The organism is Streptomyces sp. NBC_01477, assembly GCF_036227245.1.
Lineage (GTDB): Bacteria > Actinomycetota > Actinomycetes > Streptomycetales > Streptomycetaceae > Actinacidiphila.
In genome coordinates this window covers 6,543,207-6,561,358 of record NZ_CP109445.1, presented here as the reverse complement: position 1 = coordinate 6,561,358, position 18,152 = coordinate 6,543,207, and the positions used below count along the sequence as shown (strand labels likewise).

The 18,152-nt window shown below is 72.4% G+C and carries 16 protein-coding genes; 8 read left to right on the top strand and 8 right to left on the bottom strand.

Going from position 1 to position 18,152, the window contains the following annotated elements; translation table 11 throughout:
- Nucleotides 1-13: 13 nt before the first annotated feature.
- The 4 genes from OHA86_RS27905 (at nucleotide 14) to OHA86_RS27890 (ending at nucleotide 4,785) form a co-directional block, all read left to right on the top strand.
- Nucleotides 14-916: a sugar ABC transporter permease gene (locus OHA86_RS27905; RefSeq protein ID WP_329179579.1), complete on the top strand. Its 903-nt coding sequence runs from the start codon at nucleotides 14-16 to the stop codon at nucleotides 914-916.
- A 63-nt stretch (nucleotides 917-979) separates the two neighbouring features.
- Nucleotides 980-2,713, top strand: coding sequence for a glycoside hydrolase family 13 protein (locus tag OHA86_RS27900; protein WP_329179577.1), 1,734 nt, complete (start codon nucleotides 980-982; stop codon nucleotides 2,711-2,713).
- Between the two features lie 34 nt (nucleotides 2,714-2,747).
- Nucleotides 2,748-3,839, top strand: coding sequence for a LacI family DNA-binding transcriptional regulator (locus OHA86_RS27895; protein WP_329179574.1), 1,092 nt, complete (start codon nucleotides 2,748-2,750; stop codon nucleotides 3,837-3,839).
- A 37-nt stretch (nucleotides 3,840-3,876) separates the two neighbouring features.
- Nucleotides 3,877-4,785 carry a phosphatase PAP2 family protein gene (locus tag OHA86_RS27890; RefSeq protein ID WP_329179572.1) on the top strand — a complete coding sequence of 303 codons (909 nt, stop codon included), beginning with the start codon at nucleotides 3,877-3,879 and terminating at the stop codon, nucleotides 4,783-4,785.
- Nucleotides 4,786-4,798: 13 nt separating this feature from the next.
- On the opposite strand, the gene OHA86_RS27885 is transcribed toward OHA86_RS27890, so the two are convergent.
- On the bottom strand, nucleotides 4,799-7,810 hold the full coding sequence (locus OHA86_RS27885) for a bifunctional [glutamine synthetase] adenylyltransferase/[glutamine synthetase]-adenylyl-L-tyrosine phosphorylase (RefSeq protein ID WP_329179570.1): 3,012 nt from the start codon (nucleotides 7,808-7,810) through the stop codon (nucleotides 4,799-4,801).
- Between the two features lie 421 nt (nucleotides 7,811-8,231).
- Here OHA86_RS27885 and OHA86_RS27880 point away from each other — a divergent pair, with 421 nt between their 5' ends.
- From OHA86_RS27880 to OHA86_RS27870, 3 genes are read left to right on the top strand one after another with little or no spacing between them, the layout of a single operon-like run.
- On the top strand, nucleotides 8,232-9,101 hold the full coding sequence (locus tag OHA86_RS27880; RefSeq protein WP_329179568.1) for an alkaline phosphatase family protein: 870 nt from the start codon (nucleotides 8,232-8,234) through the stop codon (nucleotides 9,099-9,101).
- Between the two features lie 3 nt (nucleotides 9,102-9,104).
- Complete coding sequence (locus OHA86_RS27875; protein WP_329179567.1) at nucleotides 9,105-10,418, top strand: MFS transporter; 1,314 nt, start codon at nucleotides 9,105-9,107, stop codon at nucleotides 10,416-10,418.
- Between the two features lie 26 nt (nucleotides 10,419-10,444).
- A complete protein-coding gene (locus OHA86_RS27870; protein ID WP_329182580.1) occupies nucleotides 10,445-11,467 on the top strand; it encodes a TolB family protein in 1,023 nt (340 codons plus the stop codon).
- 132 nt (nucleotides 11,468-11,599) lie between these two features.
- On the opposite strand, the gene OHA86_RS27865 is transcribed toward OHA86_RS27870, so the two are convergent.
- Both OHA86_RS27865 and OHA86_RS27860 read right to left on the bottom strand, forming a co-directional pair.
- Entirely contained in the window at nucleotides 11,600-12,034 is a 435-nt protein-coding gene (locus OHA86_RS27865; protein WP_329179566.1) for a hypothetical protein, read from the bottom strand.
- Nucleotides 12,035-12,286: 252 nt separating this feature from the next.
- Nucleotides 12,287-13,042, bottom strand: coding sequence for a GntR family transcriptional regulator (locus OHA86_RS27860; RefSeq protein WP_329179564.1), 756 nt, complete (start codon nucleotides 13,040-13,042; stop codon nucleotides 12,287-12,289).
- Between the two features lie 185 nt (nucleotides 13,043-13,227).
- Between OHA86_RS27860 and OHA86_RS27855 the strand changes: the two genes are divergently transcribed.
- Nucleotides 13,228-13,671, top strand: coding sequence for an ATP-binding protein (locus OHA86_RS27855; protein ID WP_329179562.1), 444 nt, complete (start codon nucleotides 13,228-13,230; stop codon nucleotides 13,669-13,671).
- 33 nt (nucleotides 13,672-13,704) lie between these two features.
- Here OHA86_RS27855 and OHA86_RS27850 read toward each other — a convergent pair whose 3' ends face one another.
- The 5 genes from OHA86_RS27850 to OHA86_RS27830 form a co-directional block, all read right to left on the bottom strand.
- On the bottom strand, nucleotides 13,705-14,376 hold the full coding sequence (locus OHA86_RS27850; protein WP_443071904.1) for a histone deacetylase: 672 nt from the start codon (nucleotides 14,374-14,376) through the stop codon (nucleotides 13,705-13,707).
- A 120-nt stretch (nucleotides 14,377-14,496) separates the two neighbouring features.
- Nucleotides 14,497-15,858 (bottom strand): glutamine synthetase family protein, encoded by a 1,362-nt coding sequence (locus tag OHA86_RS27845; protein ID WP_251492609.1) that lies wholly within the window; start codon nucleotides 15,856-15,858, stop codon nucleotides 14,497-14,499.
- Nucleotides 15,859-15,987: 129 nt separating this feature from the next.
- Complete coding sequence (locus OHA86_RS27840) at nucleotides 15,988-16,695, bottom strand: hypothetical protein (RefSeq protein WP_329179557.1); 708 nt, start codon at nucleotides 16,693-16,695, stop codon at nucleotides 15,988-15,990.
- A 27-nt stretch (nucleotides 16,696-16,722) separates the two neighbouring features.
- Entirely contained in the window at nucleotides 16,723-17,331 is a 609-nt protein-coding gene (locus OHA86_RS27835; RefSeq protein ID WP_329182578.1) for a nuclear transport factor 2 family protein, read from the bottom strand.
- Between the two features lie 20 nt (nucleotides 17,332-17,351).
- Nucleotides 17,352-18,146, bottom strand: a complete 795-nt coding sequence (locus tag OHA86_RS27830; protein ID WP_329179555.1) for a hypothetical protein — start codon at nucleotides 18,144-18,146, stop codon at nucleotides 17,352-17,354.
- Between the last annotated feature and the right edge of the window lie 6 nt (nucleotides 18,147-18,152).

The following is an 18,152-nucleotide window of genomic DNA, read 5'->3' as shown; positions in this document are numbered from 1 at the left end:
GAGCCGGATCACCATGAGTGCCACCACCCACAGCGGCCCGGCCGCCAGCACGATCACTCCGCAGACCGCGACGGCGGCCAGGCCCCGCGGCCGGGGCGAGCGCAGCCGCGGCGCGTCCGTCGCCCTGCACGCCACCCTGCTCACCGCGAGCGCCATCGCGGTCTTCCCCGTGCTGTGGATCCTGTTCATCTCGCTGGGCCCCAGCTCCTCCTGGCAGCAGCCGCACGAAGTGCTCAAGCACCTGGGCCTGGGCAACTACCGCTTCGTGCTGATGCACACCAGCTTCCCCAAGTGGTTCCTCAACTCGGTGATCGTGGCCGGCGCCACCACCGTGCTCGGCGTGCTGATCTCCGCCAGCGCGGGCTACGCGATCTCCCGGATGCGCTTCCCCGGCCACCGGTCGCTGATGTGGACCTTCCTGATCACCCAGATGTTCCCGATGGCCGTGCTGATCGTGCCGCTGTACAACCTGCTGGCGCAGCTGGACCTGATCGACAGCTACCTCGGCCTGATCCTGGTCTACTGCACCATCGCGGTGCCCTTCTGCGCCTGGATGCTCAAGGGCTACTTCGACACCATCCCGCGCGACATCGACGAGGCCGGCCGGGTGGACGGGCTGTCCCCGTTCGGCACCTTCTGGCGGCTGATCGTGCCGCTTGCCCGCCCGGGTCTCGCCGTCACCGCCTTCTACAGCTTCCTGACCGCCTGGGGCGAAGTCGCCTACGCGGCGCAGTTCATGGGCCGCGACCACTCCACCCTCGCGGTCGGCATCCGCACCTTCGCCTCGGACCAGCGCGCGGACTGGGGCAGCATGACCGCCGCCTCGGTGCTGATCGCGATACCCGCCACGATCGTCTTCCTGCTCGTCCAGCGCCATCTGGTGACCGGCCTGACGGCCGGCGGCACCAAGGGCTGACCGCCCGCAGCACCGCCCGCACGTATGCCACCAGTTGTTCCCCCGCACCCGATAAGGGAATCCATGAGCCAGCACCTCTCCGACGCGCCCCGCACCGCCGCCGCTCCCGCTGCCGACGCCGGGCACAGAGACTGGTGGCGGGACGCGGTCATCTACCAGGTCTATCCGCGCAGCTTCGCCGACGGAAACGGTGACGGCATGGGCGATCTGCCCGGCATCACGGCCCGGCTGCCGTATCTGCGGGACCTCGGGGTGGACGCGGTGTGGCTGTCGCCCTTCTACGCCTCCCCGCAGGCGGACGCCGGCTACGACGTGGCGGACTACCGCGAGGTCGACCCGATGTTCGGCGACCTCAACGATGCCGACGACCTGGTACGTACCGCGCACGCGCTGAATCTGCGGGTCATCGTGGACCTGGTGCCCAACCACTGCTCCGACCAGCACGAATGGTTCAAGCAGGCGCTGCGCGACGGCCCCGGCTCCGCACTGCGGGACCGCTTCCACTTCCGGGCCGGCAAGGGAGGGACCGGCGAACTGCCGCCCAACGACTGGGAGTCCATCTTCGGCGGGCCCGCCTGGACCAGGACCACCGAGTCGGACGGCACCCCGGGCGAGTGGTACCTGCACCTGTTCGCGCCCGAGCAGCCGGACTTCAACTGGGACCACCCGGCGGTGCACGAGGAATTCCGCTCGGTGCTGCGCTTCTGGCTGGACCTGGGCGCCGACGGCTTCCGTATCGACGTGGCGCACGGCCTGGTCAAGGCCGCCGGGCTGCCCGACATCGGGCACAGCGAGCAGCTGTCGCTGCTGGGCAGCTCGCCCATGCCGTACTTCGACCAGGACGGGGTGCACGAGATCTACCGCGGCTGGCGGCGGATCCTGGACGAATACCCCGGCGACCGGATCGGCGTCGCCGAGGCGTGGACGCCGACCATCGAGCGGGCCGCTCTCTACCTGCGGCCCGACGAGCTGCACCAGGCCTTCAACTTCGAGTACCTGGCCACCCCGTGGGACGCGGCGGCGCTGCACCGGGTCATCGACAAGTCGCTGACCGCGATGAGCGCGGTCGGCGCGCCCGCCACCTGGGTGCTGTCCAACCACGACGTGACCCGGCACACCACCCGCTTCGGCAACCCTCCCGGCGGCACCCAGCTGCGCGAGGCCGGCGACCGGGAGCTGGGCCTGCGCAGGGCGCGGGCGGCCACCTTGCTGATGCTGGCGCTGCCCGGCTCCGCCTACCTCTACCAGGGCGAGGAGCTGGGCCTGCCGGACGTCACCGACCTGCCGGACGAGGTGCGGCAGGACCCGTCGTTCTTCCGGGCGGCCGGACAGGACGGCTTCCGGGACGGCTGCCGGGTGCCGATCCCGTGGTCGGGCGCGGAGCCGCCGTACGGCTTCGGTCCTGCGGGCGGGCCGAGCTGGCTGCCGCAGCCGGCGAGCTGGGCGCGGCTCAGCGTCGAGGCGCAGACCGGCGACCCGGCCTCGACCCTGGAGCTGTACCGGGCGGCGCTGGCGCTGCGCCGGGAGCTGCCGGCGCTGGGCGCGGGCCGGTCCGTGCAGTGGCTGCCGGCCCCCGAGGGGGTGCTGGCCTTCCGCAGGGACGGCGCGGGCGACACCTTCCTGTGCCTGGTCAACCTGACCTCGCAGCCGGCGACGCTGACGGTGCCGGGCGGGCGCCCGCTGCTGAGCAGCTCCGCGCAGCCGCCCGCGACGGCTCCCGCGGCCGGCGCATTGGACCAGGTTGACGGCATTGACGTCACTATCGCCGCAGACACGGCAATTTGGTGGGCGATCTGACGTGGTGGCATTCCGTCCAATAGCATCCGGTGCTGTGACCGCACGGCTCGCTGACATCGCAGCCCAGGCGGGGGTCAGCGAAGCGACGGTCAGCCGGGTGCTCAACGGCAAGCCCGGGGTTTCCGCCACCACCCGCGAATCAGTGCTGGCCGCGCTCGACCTGCTGGGGTACGAACGGCCGGTCCGGCTGCGGCAGCGCAGCGCCGGCCTGGTCGGGCTGATCACGCCCGAGCTGGACAACCCGATCTTCCCGGCCTTCGCTCAGATCATCGGACAGGCGCTGACCCGGCAGGGCTACACCCCGGTGCTCGCCACCCAGACGCCCGGCGGCTCCACCGAGGACGAGCTGGTGGAGATGCTGGTGGAGCGGGGGGTGGCCGGGATCATCTTCGTGTCGGGGCTGCACGCCGACTGCACCGCCGACATGGAGCGCTACGCCAGGCTTCAGGGCCAGGGCGTGCCGTTCGTGCTGATCAACGGCTTCACGGAGAAGGTCAACGCGCCCTTCGTGTCGCCCGACGACCGGGGCGCGATGCGGCTGGCGGTCACCCATCTGGCGGCGCTGGGACACCGCAGGATCGGCCTGGCCGTGGGGCAGAAGCGTTTCGTCCCGGTGCGCAGGAAGATCGAGGGCTTCGTGACGTCGATGGCCGACGTGCTCGGCATGGCCGAGGACGAGGCGCACTCGCTCGTCCAGCACTCGCTGTTCACCCTGGAGGGCGGCCAGGCCGCCGCGTCGGCGCTGATATCCGACGGCTGCACGGCGGTCGTCTGCGCCTCGGACATGATGGCGCTGGGCGCCATACGCGCGGCCCGCCAGCTGGGGCTCTCGGTGCCGGACGAGGTGTCGGTGGTGGGCTTCGACGACTCGCCGCTGATCGCGTTCACCGACCCGCCGCTGACCACCATCAGGCAGCCGGTGACGGCGATGGGCCAGGCGGCCGTCAACGCGCTGCTGGAGGAGATAGGCGGTACTCCGGCCCCGCACAGCGAATTCGTCTTCCTGCCGGAGCTGGTCGTCCGCGGATCGACCGCGGCCGGTCCCACCGGGCAGAACGCCCCCCAGCCCGACCGGCCTTCCGCCCCGAGGACCACCCGGACGGCCCACGACCCGACCGAGGCCTGATCGGCAACAGGGGACACTTCTGGCAGACTGGTGTCCTATGGGGGAACCGACGGCGAAGACCACGAGCACGACAGATGGCCGCTCCGCCGCGGTGCAGCGCTCCACCGGCTCCCACCTCTCCGGCAGCAGCGGGAGCGGCGGTCTGCCGGGCCTCGCCCATACGCTGCTGGAGCGGCTGCGCACCCCGAGGCACCCCAAATGGTGGTTCGAGATCCTGCTGATCGGCGTCAGCTACTCCCTGTACTCGCAGATCCGGAACGCGGTGCCGCAGAAGCGGGAGATCGCCCTGCGGCACGCCCGCTCGATCTGGGCGTTCGAGCACCATGTCGGCCTGGCCGTCGAGCGCAGCGTCAACCACGGCGTGAACTCGGTGACATGGCTGATCGTGGGGATGAACTACTACTACGCCACGCTGCACTTCATCATCACCGTCGCCGTGCTGGTGTGGCTGTACATCTACCACCCGGGGCGGTACGGCCCGGCCCGGCTGGTGGTCTTCATGACCACCTGGATCGCGCTGATCGGCTTCTGGGCGTATCCGCTGGCCCCGCCGCGGCTGATGACCAACGGCGGCTTCATCGACACGGTGCTGGTGCACCACACGTGGGGCTCGATGTCGCAGGGCGACCTGGCCCAGGTGTCCAACCAGTACGCGGCCATGCCGTCGATGCACATCGGCTGGTCGCTGTGGTGCGGCATCACCATCGTGACGCTGGCCAAACCGCTGTGGGCGCGCGTCCTCGGCGGGCTGTACCCGGCGGTGACCCTGCTGGTCATCATCTCCACCGGCAACCATTTCTGGATGGACGCGGTCGGCGGCGCGGTGTGCCTGGGCGTCGGCTATTCGGTGGCCTACGTGATCTACGGCCGCTGGGTGTACGACCTGCCGAAGTACGCGTCAGGGGAGCTGGCCATGGAGGAGGCGGCCGGCTCCGCCCGGGCGTGACGCTCCGGCCCGTTCACCCCTCGTAGAACAGCCGGTCCACCACGGCCCTGGCCCGCCGGGTACGCCGCCGGTAGTCCTCCAGCATGTCGCCGACGTGGCCGGGCGGGAAGCCGAGGTAGCGGCCGACGGCGGACAGCTCGCGGCCGTCGCCCGGGAAGGTGTCGCCCGGCCGGCCGCGTACCAGCATCACGGCGTTGCGCACCCGGGTGGCCAGCACCCACGCCTCGTCCAGTACGGCCGCGTCCGCGGCTTCGATCAGCCCCGCCCCGGTCGCCGCGGCCAGCGCCCGCCGGGTGCCGGTGGTCCGCAGCTCGGGCAGCCGGCCCGCGTGCTTGAGCTGGAGCAGCTGGACGGTCCACTCGACGTCGGACAGGCCGCCGCGGCCCAGCTTGGCGTGGGTGGTGCGGTCGGCGCCGCGCGGCAGGCGTTCGGACTCCATCCGCGCCTTGAGCCGCCGGATCTCGCGTACCGCCTCGTCGTCCAGGCCGTCCGCCGGGTAGCGCATCGGGTCGATCAGCTCGACGAAGCGCGCCCCGAGGTCCGGGTCGCCGGCCACCGGAGTGGCCCGCAGCAGCGCCTGGCTCTCCCACACCAGCGACCACCGGCGGTAGTAGGCCGCGTAGGAGGCCAGGCTGCGGACCAGCGGGCCGCTCTTGCCCTCGGGGCGCAAATCGGCGTCGACCAGCAGCGGCGGGTCGGCGGTGGGGATCTGCAGCAGCCGGCGCAGCTCGTCGGCGACGGCCAGCGCGGCGCGGCCCGCCTCCTCCTGCGGGACCCCGTCATGCGGATCGTGCACGAAGAGCACATCGGCGTCCGAGCCGTAGGCCAGCTCCCGGCCGCCGAAGCGGCCCATCCCGATCACCGCGAAACGCGTCGGCAGCGGCCGGGCGTCGTTGCCGGTCACCGCGTTGACCGCGGCCCGCAGCGCGCCCGCCACCGTCGCCGAGGTCAGGCTGAAGACGGCGCAGCCGACCCGGTCGACCAGGTCCGCGGGAGCGACCCGGCGCTCGGGGTTGCCGATGTCGTCGCCGTAGGTGTCGATGAGGTCGGCCGCGGCCGTACGGAACAGCTCCCGCCTGCGCACCCCGCGGACCGCGGTGATGGCCTGCTCGGCGCCGCCCGCCCGGCCCACCACCTCCAGCACCTCCTGTTCGAGCGCGTCGTGGTCGCGCGGCACCAGGCCGCCGTCGACCGAGCCGAGCACCGCGACCGCCTCGGGGGCGCGCATCAGCAGGTCGGGCGCGAGCCGCCCGGACGACAGCACCCGGGCCAGCCGCTGGGCCGCGGCGCCCTCGTCGCGCAGCAGCCGCAGATACCAGGGCGTCTTGCCGAGCGCGTCGGAGACCTTGCGGAAGCCCAGCAGGCCCGCGTCCGGGTCGGCGGAGTCCGCGAACCAGCCGAGCAGCACCGGCAGCAGGGTGCGCTGGATCGCCGCCTTGCGGCTGACCCCGCTGGCCAGCGCCTCCAGGTGGCGCATCGCCGCGGCCGGGTCGGCGTACCCGAGCGCCTGGAGGCGCTGCCGGGCCGCGTCGGTGCTCAGCCGGGTGTCGTCGGTGCCGAGCTGCGCGACGGACTCCAGCAGCGGCCGGTAGAACAGCTTCTCGTGCAGCCGCCGCACCTCCACGGCGTGCCGCTTCCACTCCCTGGTCAGGTTCACCACCGGCTCGGAGCGGAAGCCCAGGCCCCTGCCGAGGCGGCGCAGGCCCGCCTCGTCGTCGGGCACGAGGTGGGTGCGGCGCATCTTCTGCAACTGGATGCGGTGCTCCATCAGGCGCAGGAAGCGGTACGCGGCGTCCAGCGCGGCGGCGTCGGCGCGGCCCACGTAACCGCCGGCGGCCAGTTCGGCCAGCGCGGTCAGCGTGGTACCGCTGCGCAGCGAGGTGTCGGTGCGGCCGTGCACCAACTGGAGCAGCTGGACGGCGAATTCCACGTCCCGCAGGCCGCCGGGGCCGAGTTTCAGCTCCCGGTCCACCTGGGCGACCGGGATGTTGTCCACCACCCGGCGGCGCATCTGCTGCACATCGGTCACGAAGTGCTCGCGTTCGGCGGCCTGCCACACCAGCGGGCGGATCGCGGCGACGTACTCCGCGCCGAGCGCCGGATCGCCCGCGACCGGGCGGGCCTTGAGCAGCGCCTGGAACTCCCAGGTCTTCGCCCATCTGGCGTAGTAGGCCAGATGGCTGGACAGCGTACGCACCAGGGGGCCGTTCTTGCCCTCGGGCCGCAGGTTCGCGTCGACCGGCCAGATCGTGCCCTCGACGGTGGTGTCCGAGCACACCCGCATCATCCGGGCCGCGAGCCGGGTCGCCGCCCGGACCGCCTCGACCTCCTCGACGCCCTCGGCGGGCTCCGCCACGAAGATCACATCGACGTCGGAGACGTAGTTCAGCTCGTGGCCGCCGCATTTGCCCATGCCGATCACCGCCAGCCGCGCCGACGCGGCGTCCCGCGGGCTCTCGGCGGCGGCGATGGCCAGCGCAGAACGCAGCGTGGCCGTCGCGAGGTCGGCAAGCTCGGCGGCCGTACGCACCAGGTCGCTGGTGCCGCACACGTCACGGGCGGCTATCCCCAGCAGGCACCGGCGGTACGCGGCACGCAGCGCGTCGGGTTCGGTCGCGGCGGCGAGCCCGCGTTCGAAGTCGGCGACGCCCGGGTGCAGATCGGCCGCCTCGTACGTCACCAGCGCGTGCCAGTCCGCCGGATGCCTGGCCAGGTGGTCGCCCAGCGCCTCGGAGGCGCCCAGCACACCCAGCAGCCGGTCCCGCAGCGGCTTGGCGGTGGTCACCGTGTCGAGCAGCACCCGCCGCTCCCCCGCCGCCAGCGACTCGACCAGGCGGACCAGTCCCAGCAGCGCCTGATCCGGGTCGGCGGTCGCCCCCAGCGCCTCCAGCAGCACCGGGTCCGACCTGACCGCGAACAGCTCCGGCACGTCGAGCAGCCGCTCGGCCGCCGCGGGGTCGGTGAAGCCGTGCCGGAGCAGCCGGGTGAACGTACTGCTGCGTCGGCCCTGCATCGGCTCTCCCATCCCCCGGCCCTCCCGGGCCGGCCCGGACCTGATCAACGTGCCATCTGATCAAGGTGCCCCTTGAGCGTAACCGCACGCGGCTCGGTCCGCCCCTGTCCCTGCGGGTTGCCGCGTCGGGTAACGCCGAGGGCCGGTGCGGGGGCGGGTTCCGGGGCGCCCGGGGGCCGGTGCGGGGGCCGGTTCCGGGCGGCCGGGAAGCCGGTCGGGGGGCTGGCGCGGGGGCTGGTGCGGGGGCTGGTGCGGGACAACCCGGGGGGGGCGGCGCGTACCCGAGTGTTCGCGTGTTCTTCACCCGGCTCACCGTCCCCGCGTTCCCCGGCCCTCCTAACTTTGGCATGCACACCGCACGCTCCGTGCCGTGCGCCGCACCACCCCGCACCTCGCACGTCCGATGCCCGACCCCCCTCACCGGAGGTAACCCGTGCGCAGCCGCAGCCGTACCGCTCTGTTCACCGCCGGCGGCCTCGCCGCCGCCAGCGCCGGCCTGTGGGCCGGCCTCGGCGGGAACGCCCAGGCGGCAGGCTCCGTCCCCACCCCCGACCACACCGTGGTGGTGGTCCTGGAGAACCACGCGTACAGCCAGGTGATCGGCAGTTCCAGCGCCCCGTACATCAACTCGCTCGCGTCGGGCGGCGCCAACCTCACCCAGAGCCACGCCATCACCCACCCCAGCCAGCCGAACTACTACGCCCTCTTCTCCGGCTCGACCCAGGGCGTCACCGACGACAGCTGTGTGACGGCCGGCTTCAGCAAGGCGGCGAACCTGGGCTCCGAGGTGACCGCGGCGGGACACACCTGGGGGACCTACAACGAGACGCTGCCCAGCCAGGGTTCGACGGTCTGCAAGAGCGGCAACTACGCGCAGAAGCACAACCCGTGGTTCGGCTTCTCCAATGTGCCGACCTCGACCGCGAAGACCTTCGCGCAGTTCCCCACCGACTACTCGACGCTGCCGACGGTGTCCTTCGTGGTGCCGAACCTGTGCAGCGACATGCACGACTGCTCGGTGTCCACCGGTGACACCTGGGTCAAGAACAACCTCGGCGCGTACGCGACCTGGGCGAAGACCCACCACAGCCTGCTCGTGGTGACCTTCGACGAGGACAACTCGCTCAGCGGCAACCGCATCCCGACGGTGCTGTACGGGCAGCCGGTCGTCGCGGGCAGCTCCAGCGGAACCACGTACAACCACTACAACCTCCTGCGGACGCTGGAGGATCTCGCGGGCACGTCCACGCACGCCGGCCAGGCGGCGTCCGCGTCGGACATCACCGGCATCTGGACCAGCTGACCGATGTACGTCAGCGAGAGCCGCGCGAGCACACCTGCGGCCTCGCGGACCGCCGCCCGGGGCGCGCGCCCCGGGCGGCGGTCCGCCGTCGCCTCCACCGTGCTCGCGCTCGGCGCGGTCAGCCTGATCACCGACGTCTCCTCGGAGATGGTCACCGCGGTGCTGCCGCTCTACCTGGTCACCGGACTCGGCCTGTCCCCGCTGGGCTTCGGTCTGCTCGACGGTGTCTACAACGGTTTCAGCGCCCTGGTCCGGCTGGTCGGCGGCCACCTCGCCGACCGCGGCGGGCGGCACAAGCAGGTCGCCGCCTTCGGCTACGCCCTGTCCGCGCTGTGCAAGCCGCTGCTGCTGGCCGTCCACACGCTGCCGCTGATCGGCGCGGTGCTGGCCGCCGACCGCACCGGCAAGGGCCTGCGCACCGCGCCCCGCGACGCGCTGATCTCGCTGTCCTCGCCGCCGCAGTCCCGCGGCCGGGCCTTCGGGGTGCACCGGGCGATGGACACGACGGGGGCGCTGCTGGGGCCGCTGGTCGCCTTCCTGATCCTGCGGCAGGCGGCGGACGGCTACGACGCGGTGTTCACGGTGAGCTTCTGCGTGGCCGCGGTGGGCGTCCTGGTGCTGCTGCTCTTCGTCCCGACCCGCACGCGGGAGGCGGCCGAGGCGCCGGGCGGGGCGTCGGCTCCCGGCGGGGCTTCGGCTGCTGTCCCGACCTCCGGGAGCGGTGCCGTACGGCCGTCGCTGCGGGCCGCCGTCGCGCTGCTGGGGCGGCGCGAGTTGCGCGGGCTGGCGCTGTGCGCGGTGGCGCTCGGCCTGGCCACGGTCAGCGACTCCTTCGTCTACCTGCTGCTCCAGCGCCGTCTGGGGGTGCCCGACCGCTGGTTCGCGCTGCTGCCGCTGGGCACCGCGGCGGCCTTCCTGCTGCTCGCCGTGCCGCTGGGCCGCTGGGCCGACCGGGTCGGCCGCTGGCGGGTCTTCGTCGGCGGCCACCTCGCGCTGCTGCTGGCGTACGGCCTGCTGCTGGCCCACCTGCGGGCGGGCGTACTCCCGTACGCGGTGCTCGCCCTGCACGGCACCTTCTACGCGGCCACCGACGGTGTGCTGATGGCGGCGGCGGCCGGTTCCGTACCGGCGGCGCTGCGCTCCAGCGGGCTGGCGCTGGTGCAGACCGGGCAGGCGGCGGCCCGTTTCTGCTGCTCGATCGCCTTCGGCGCGGCCTGGACCGCGTTCGGCGACCGGTCGGCGCTGGCCGGCGCCGCGGTGGCGCTGCTGGCGAGCGTGGCACTGTCGGTACGGCTGCGGCCCGCGGAGGCGGTATGAGCCAGGGGGCGGTCGACGGCGACCGGATGAGTACGCGCGCCCGGCTGCTGGTGCTGCTGGCCGGGGTCGTGGTGCTGGCGACGGTCGCCGGGGTCGCGGTCTGGCGGGCCGCGGACCGGGCCGACCGCAGGAACCAGGTGCAGGCGGGCGGCCCCGCGGTGCACGCCGGTACGGTGTCGCTGGCCGCCTCGGGCCCGCCGCGTATCGTCTTCCGCTCGATGGCGTGGGGGCCGCACCGCGACGAGCTGGCCAGCGTCCCGGCCGCCGCGCCCGCCGGACCGCGCACCGCCTCCGGCGTGACCTGCCTGCGCTTCTACGCGGCGGGCGGCACCGGGATCTGCCTCCAGGCGGAGCGCGGCGCGGTCAACGACAGCTACCGCGCGCTGGTGCTGGACTCCCGGCTGCGCACCACCCGCCGGGTGGACCTGGCCGGCATCCCGACCCGGGCGCGGGTGTCGCCGAGCGGGCGGATGGCCGCCTGGACGGTCTTCGTGGGCGGCGACTCCTACGCGGGCACGAACTTCTCGACCCGCACCTCGATACTCGACACCCGCACGGGCGCCCTCCAGCCGACCCTGGAGGACTACGCCGTGACGCGCGACGGCAAGCGGGTACGGGCCGCCGACGTGAACTTCTGGGGCGTCACCTTCGCCGACGACACGCATTTCTACGCCACGATGGCCACCGGCGGCCGCACGTATCTGATCCGGGGCGACGTCCGGGCGCGGACCGCGGTGACCCTGCGGGAGAACGTCGAGTGCCCGTCGCTGTCCCCCGACGGGACCCGGATCGCGTTCAAGAAACGCGTCAAGGGCCTCCCGGCCGACGCCCCTTGGCGGCTCTACGTCCTCGACCTGGCCACCCTGCGCGACCACCCCACCGCCGAGACTCGCAGCGTGGACGACCAGGCCGTATGGACCGACGACCACACCCTGGCGTACTCGATGCCCGGCGACTACGGCTCCGACCTCTACACCGTCCCCGCCGACGGCTCCCCCGCCCCCACCCTCCTCGCCCCCTCGGCCCTGGCCCCGTCCTGGCTCGGCTGACCTTCGGCCCTCGACGTCGCTCCCCGCCGCAGCCGGACCCCGGAGGGCAGCCGTCCACGAGGGCGTCACACGACGCCGGGCAGGCGTGCGACCCGGCGGCGGTGGGCCCGGTGTTCGAGCGTGGGGGCTATCTCAGATTTGCGGGCCGGCGTACCCGTGGGCGGTCTGGCCGCAGGTGCTTCCCACGATGAGACCGCCTTTCTCCGCGCATACGTAGAAACTGATCTCCGCGCCGTACGGCATGTGCAGCTGGTAATAGGTGGTGGAGTCGTTACCGTCGCGGTTCCAGCCGCGATAGGGCCCCTCGGGCGTCAGGTCGCTGCGGTAGTTGGTGACCTCGATGCCGTATCCGTCCGCATGGGAGTCGTGGATGGCCAGCATGTTGGTGTCGGCGTTGAAGTACGCCCAGCCGTAGGGGTTGGTGGCCGTGGCGCTGATGTCACCGCTCGCGGCGGATGTCGAGGCGGCAGCCATGCCGGTGGCCGCGGTGACAGCGGCTGCTACGGTGGCGAGCCGGAGCGTCGTGCGCCGTCCGGTGGAAAGAGTCGTTCGGTTTTGGCGTCGCATCAACTACGCTTCCTGTGAATAGGTGTAATTCAAGGAGACGGTATCGAGCACGGACCTCGGTGTACGGTCGTTGAGCTTTTTCACCCTGGCCACCGGTCGAGGACAACGGGCTGTTCTGCGCCGTACTGGAGCCGGCTCCCGCGTCCTTGACGACGATCCTGGACGTGCCCCGGCGTATGGCGCGACCGCGGTCACCGCCGCCCATCTCCGCGGGGTGGTTGATACGACGTCACCCGCCCTGCCTCGGCGACCTCAGCTCTCGAAGTCGTACTCCAGCACATAGGCGGCGGCGTCCAGCACCATCTCGTTGACCTCGACGGGCGAGCCGTCGGCGGTGAAGGCGGTCCGCCGGACCAGGACCACCGGCGTGCCGGCTCCGAGGCCCAGCCGCTGCGCCTCCTGCGCGGTCGGCATCCGCGAACGGATCTCCTCCCGGAAGCGCACGGGTTCGCGCCCCAGCTCCGCGAGCCGCGCGTAGACACCCCCCGGCCCTGTGTCCTCCTCGGTGACCCGCGTTCCCGCCACCAGGTCGGCGGGGAAGTACGACACCGCGAGCATCACCGGCTTGCCCTCCAGCACGAAGCGCCGCCGCCGCAGCCACACCCCGGAGGTCCCGAGCACGCCCGCGACGGTGTCCGGGGCATCCCCCTCAACGACCTCCAGCACCTCCACGGCCAGTTCCCGGTCGCCGACATCCGCCTCCCAGACCGACCGCCCGGCGCCCCACTGCTCCCGCGACAGGCGGCTGATCCCACGCCTGCGGATCGGCTGGAACACCCTGACGAACACCCCGGCACCCTTGCGCGCCTCGGCCAGCCCCTCGGTCTGCAGCACAGCAAGCGCCTGCCTGGCGGTCATCCGCGCCACCCCGTGCTCGGCCATGAGGTCGTTCTCCCCGGGCAACCGATCCCCCGGCCCGTACCGCCCGGACTCGATGTCCCGCCTGAGCCCGCTCGCGATGCGCTGATACTTCGGCTCACGCTGACTGCGCCTGCCCGCGGTCGTCATCGAACGTCCTTCCTGATCATCTCTAGACATCCTAGGCGGGCGCCGAGCCGCCGACACCTGGGGGCGTTCACATCCTCGGGCAACATCTCTAGAGAACCGTGGACACCGCGGTCGCGGCACTGCTTTCATGGACTCACCTCTCTAGAGAGGTGAGTCCATGAATCCCTGCACTGCGAGGTCGCACCATGCCGCTGCCCGAACCGACAGACCGTCCTGCCCTGGACATCCGGTTTTCACGACGCCCCGAGCACGTCGCCCGAGCCCGCCGGGCCACACGCCTGACCCTCACCTCGTGGGGCGTACCCGACGAGGCCGTCGAAGCAGCCGTGCTAGTGGTCAGCGAACTGGTCACCAACGCCGTCCGGCACGCCCGAAGCACGCCCGGCCGCGACATCGGCCTGCGCATCACGCGCCGCGAGGACCACCGTGTCCGCGTCGAGGTGGCCGACGCGGGCGACGGCCTACCCAGCCCGCGGACAGCCTTCCCTGACGACGAGTCACACCGTGGCCTCCCCCTCGTCGCCGCGCTGGCCGTCCGCCATGGCGTCGGCCCTCGCCCGCACGGCATCGGCAAGACGGTCTGGGCCGACATCGACACCTCACCCACCGCCCCGGGAGCGGACGCCTGAGCGCGGGCGGGCCGGTCGCGCCGTCGCCACGGGTCATCCAGGGAGTGGCCGGATGAGGTTTCGCACGGTGTCGACGGTCCAGTGGCCCGCGGCGCCCGGGCGGGTGGACAGGTATTCCGCGACGGGATCGGGTGCCCAGGAACCGGTCTCGATGAGGCCGGACGCGAGGAGGCTCAGGTAGGTGGCGGACGGCTTGGTCCACTCGACGTCGTTCACCCGCCAGGGCGCCGTGAACGTCAGCAGGGGGACGCCCGCCCGCTCACCCGCGTGCACGAGGGTCTCGTAGCGTCCGGCGCCGAGTTCTGCGCGTCCGACGCGGACGGCCTCCGTGACGTCGAGGTCGGGTCCGGGCTGTCGGTACATCTCCTGAGCCGCGATGTCGGAGAACTGCCCGAGGGTCACCAGATGCGCCCGCCCCCACGCGCGGCCGGCCGCGTCCGCGTCGTAGAAGGCGCGTCCGCCCGTCCATACCGGCGACTCCGTCGCGAAGTACACCGTGCCCGGCAGTTCGACGGACACCGATACCGCCGGCATACGCGCATCGCGGGCGCCCGGGTACACCCGTGAACCGTGCGGCGGCCGTCCTCCGGCCAGGTAGTACCGCAGGCGCTCCATGCACATGTTGGAGCCGTACGACACGTACCAGACGTGTGTGAGGGGCTGCGGCTCACCCGATCCGGTCCCCACCCGCTCGAAGGAACTCACCTGTCACTCCGCGGAGACGTCGTGGCGGATCACGTACACGCTCACCGACGGCTCCGGGCCGGCGGCGCACACCCCGCCGGCCCGGAAGGCGTCACGATCCCGAAGGACGCCGAGCCGCGGCTACAGCACCGGGAGGTTCTTGCGCAGCTCGAAGGCGGTGACCTCGGAGCGGTATTCCTCCCATTCCTGCTTCTTGTTGCGGAGGAAGAAGTCGAAGACGTGCTCGCCGAGGGTCTCGGCGACCAGTTCGCTGCGCTGCATCAGGTCAATGGCCTCGCCGAGGTTCTGCGGGAGGGGCTCGATGCCCAGTGCGCGGCGTTCGGAGTCGGACAGGGCCCATACGTCGTCGTCGGCGCCGGCCGGGAGTTCGTAGCCGTCCTGGATGCCCTTCATGCCGGCGGCCAGCAGGACGGCGTACGACAGGTAGGGGTTGGCCCCCGAGTCGAGGGAGCGGACCTCGACGCGGGTCGAGCCGGTCTTGCCGGGCTTGTACATCGGGACCCGGATGAGGGCCGAGCGGTTGTTGTGGCCCCAGCAGATGTACGAGGGGGCCTCGCCGCCGGCGCCTGCGGTGCGCTGGGAGCCGCCCCAGATCCGCTTGTAGGAGTTGACCCACTGGTTGGTCACCGCGGAGATCTCGCCGGCGTGCCGCAGCAGGCCCGCGATGAAGGACCGGCCGACCTTGGAGAGCTGGAATTCCGCGCCGGACTCGTAGAAGGCGTTGCGGTCGCCCTCGAAGAGCGAGAGGTGCGTGTGCATGCCGGAGCCGGGGAATTCGGAGAACGGCTTGGGCATGAAGGTGGCGTGCACGCCCTGCTCCAGGGCGACCTGCTTCATGACCAGCCGGAAGGTCATCACGTTGTCGGCGGTCGACAGCGCGTCGGCGTACCGCAGGTCGATCTCCTGCTGGCCGGGGGCGCCCTCGTGGTGGGAGAACTCCACCGAGATGCCCATGGACTCCAGCATGGTGATGGCCTGGCGGCGGAAGTCCATGCCGATGTTCTGCGGGGTGTGGTCGAAGTAGCCGGAATTGTCGGCGGGGGTGGGGCGGCCGCCGTCCAGCGGCTTGTCCTTGAGCAGGTAGAACTCGATCTCGGGGTGCGTGTAGAAGGTGAAGCCGAGGTCGGAGGTCTTGGCCAGGGCGCGCTTGAGCACGTAGCGCGGGTCGGCGTAGGACGGGGAGCCGTCGGGCATCAGGATGTCGCAGAACATCCGGGCCGTTCCGGGGCCCTCGGCGCGCCAGGGCAGGATCTGGAAGGTGCCGGGGTCGGGCTTGGCGATCATGTCCGATTCGTACACCCGGGCGAAGCCCTCGATGGCGGAGCCGTCGAAGCCGATGCCCTCGTCGAACGCCTGTTCAAGCTCCGCGGGGGCGACAGCGACCGACTTGAGATAGCCGAGTACGTCGGTGAACCACAGCCGGACGAAGCGGATGTCCCGCTCCTCAAGGGTGCGGAGAACGAACTCCTGCTGCTTATCCATATCCATCCATCCTCGCCGGTCAGGCACCGCTCCCCCGCCTGGTCCGGGTGGGGAATCATGAGCATTGCATCACACCGTTTCGGGTGGGTTGCAGTCGCGGCTCACCCCCATAGTGCCCGCCGGGGCCCCTCAGCCGAAGGTGTCGATGGCGGCGATCTTCCACGTACCGTCCTGGCGGACGGCGTCCACCGCGAACATGGCGGCGGCGTACGTGCTGCCCGCGCCCGCCTTCGCGGTGCTGGTGTTGCGCTGGTCGGCGAAGACCAGGACGTGCGCCCTGCCGCCGTCGACCGTCTCGACCCCGGTGTCGGTGACGGTGGTGGTCAGCACCAGTTTCTGCGCCGGGGCCTGGGCGCGCACCTCGGCGAGCATGCTCGCGTACTGCTGTACGGCCTTTCCGGTGAGCAGCCGCTTGGCGGCGGCGTCGGTACGGGCGGTGTCGGCGTAGTCGTAGGAGAAGACCGCGTTCACGGCCTCGGCGATCATGCCCTTGATCTCGCTGGTGCGGGCGGTGTCGGTCAGCGCGGTGTTGTGGGCGGCGACCGAGCCGTGCAGCGCCGAGGCCCGGTTCGCGGCGACCGCCGCGAAGCCGCCGAGCAGCACGGTCAGGACGGCCAGCAGCGTGACGGCGACCGGCAGCGGCCGGCGGGCGGCACGGGCCGGTGAGGAGCCGGCACGGGCCGGCGCGGCGGCGTCGGCCTCCGGACGCCGGATACGGGTACGGGTACGGGTACGCGCCTGGGCCGCCGCCGGGCCGGAGACCGTACGCTCCTCCGCCGCCGCGGACACCGCGGCCAGCCTGCGCTGCCGGTTGATCAGATGACGGGTGGTCGACATGGTGCGTCGGTCCTCTCGCGTACGGCGTCAGTGGCTCGCGGTGGGCTGCGGGGTGGTGGGCGTCGCCGTGGCGGCGGGGTCGGGGGCGCTGTCGCCCATCGGGGCCTGGCCCAGCGCGCTGAGCTTCCAGCCGTCCGCGGTCCTGGTCAGCTCGCCGAGCAGCCGGCTCTCCTTCACCGCGGGCTTGGCCTTCGGCGCCTGGACGGTGATCCGCAGCGCGACCATCACGCTGGCCTTGCCGGTCCTGGTGTCCAGCTCGGTGACCGCCCCGGACAGCACCTTGGCGGTACTGACCGTCTGGGCCTGCTGCACCTGCTTGGCGAAGCCGGTCCTGCCCTGCGTGAGCTGGGTGTGCAGGTCGCCGGTGGTGGAGGACTCCCAGATGTCCAGGCCGTGGTCCAGGTCGTTGTGGTCCAGGGTGTTGAGGTTCTGCACGGCCTGCTCGCCCGCGGCCAGTACGGTGTCGCGGTTGCGGGCGAAGGCGGCGTCGCCGTCGTGGGCGGCGTCGTACCAGGACCAGCCGCTGAGCGCCGCGGCGACGGCGGCGGCCAGCGCCAGGGTGAGCGCCACCGCCAGCAGCGGGCGTCGCGGGGCGCGCGGGCGCAGCCGGGCTGCGGTGGTGCGGAAGTGCGGCATGCGGGCCATCCGGGCTTCTCCTAGCGGGCCTTGAGATCGCTGATGCGCCAGTGGCCGCCGACCAGGTGGGCGGTCACCGAGAGTTGGGCTGCCGCGCTGGTGGCGGTGGCGCCCGCGCGCTGGGCGGTCTGGTCGAGGAAGACCAGCAGCCGGGCGTGGTCGCCGGTGAGCGAGACGACGCCGGCCCGCACCACCCGGGTGCCCAGGGTCAGTTGCTGGTCGGCGACCTGCTGCCTGATCTGGGCGAAGAGCTGCTGGTACTGCTGGGCCGCCGCGCCCTCCAGTACGTCGCGGGCGGCCTGGGCGGTGGACTGGGTGTCCTCGGGGGTGTAGGCGAAGATCCGGCTGAGCGCGTCGCTGACGTCGCCGGTGAGCCGGCTGGTGGCGTCGGTGTCGGTGAGCGCGTGGTTGCGTGCCGCGGCCGGGTCCTTCAACCGGTGGGCCGCGTAGCCGAATCCGCCGCCGGCCAGCAGCAGCGCGGCGATCACGGCGGCGGCGGCCACCCGCCGCGGGTTGCTCCGCACGGCCCGGGTCCACCCGGCCCGGGGACGCCACCGGCGGGCGGCGCGCTCGTCGTCGGGGTCGCCTGTGACCGTACCGTCGGCGCCGGCGGTGTGCCCGTCGGCGGAACCGCCCCCGTCCGCCCCGGCCGGATCACCACCCCCGGAAGCGGCTCCCGCGGGCGGCGCCCCGGAGGCGTCCGCCGCGGGACCGGCCGCCGCGGCCTCCCCGGAGGCGTCCGGTGCCAGGGGCGGAACGGCGGTATCCGCGTCGTCCGCGGAAGTGTCCGGCGCGGTGTGCTCGGTCGTCTTCACCTTGCG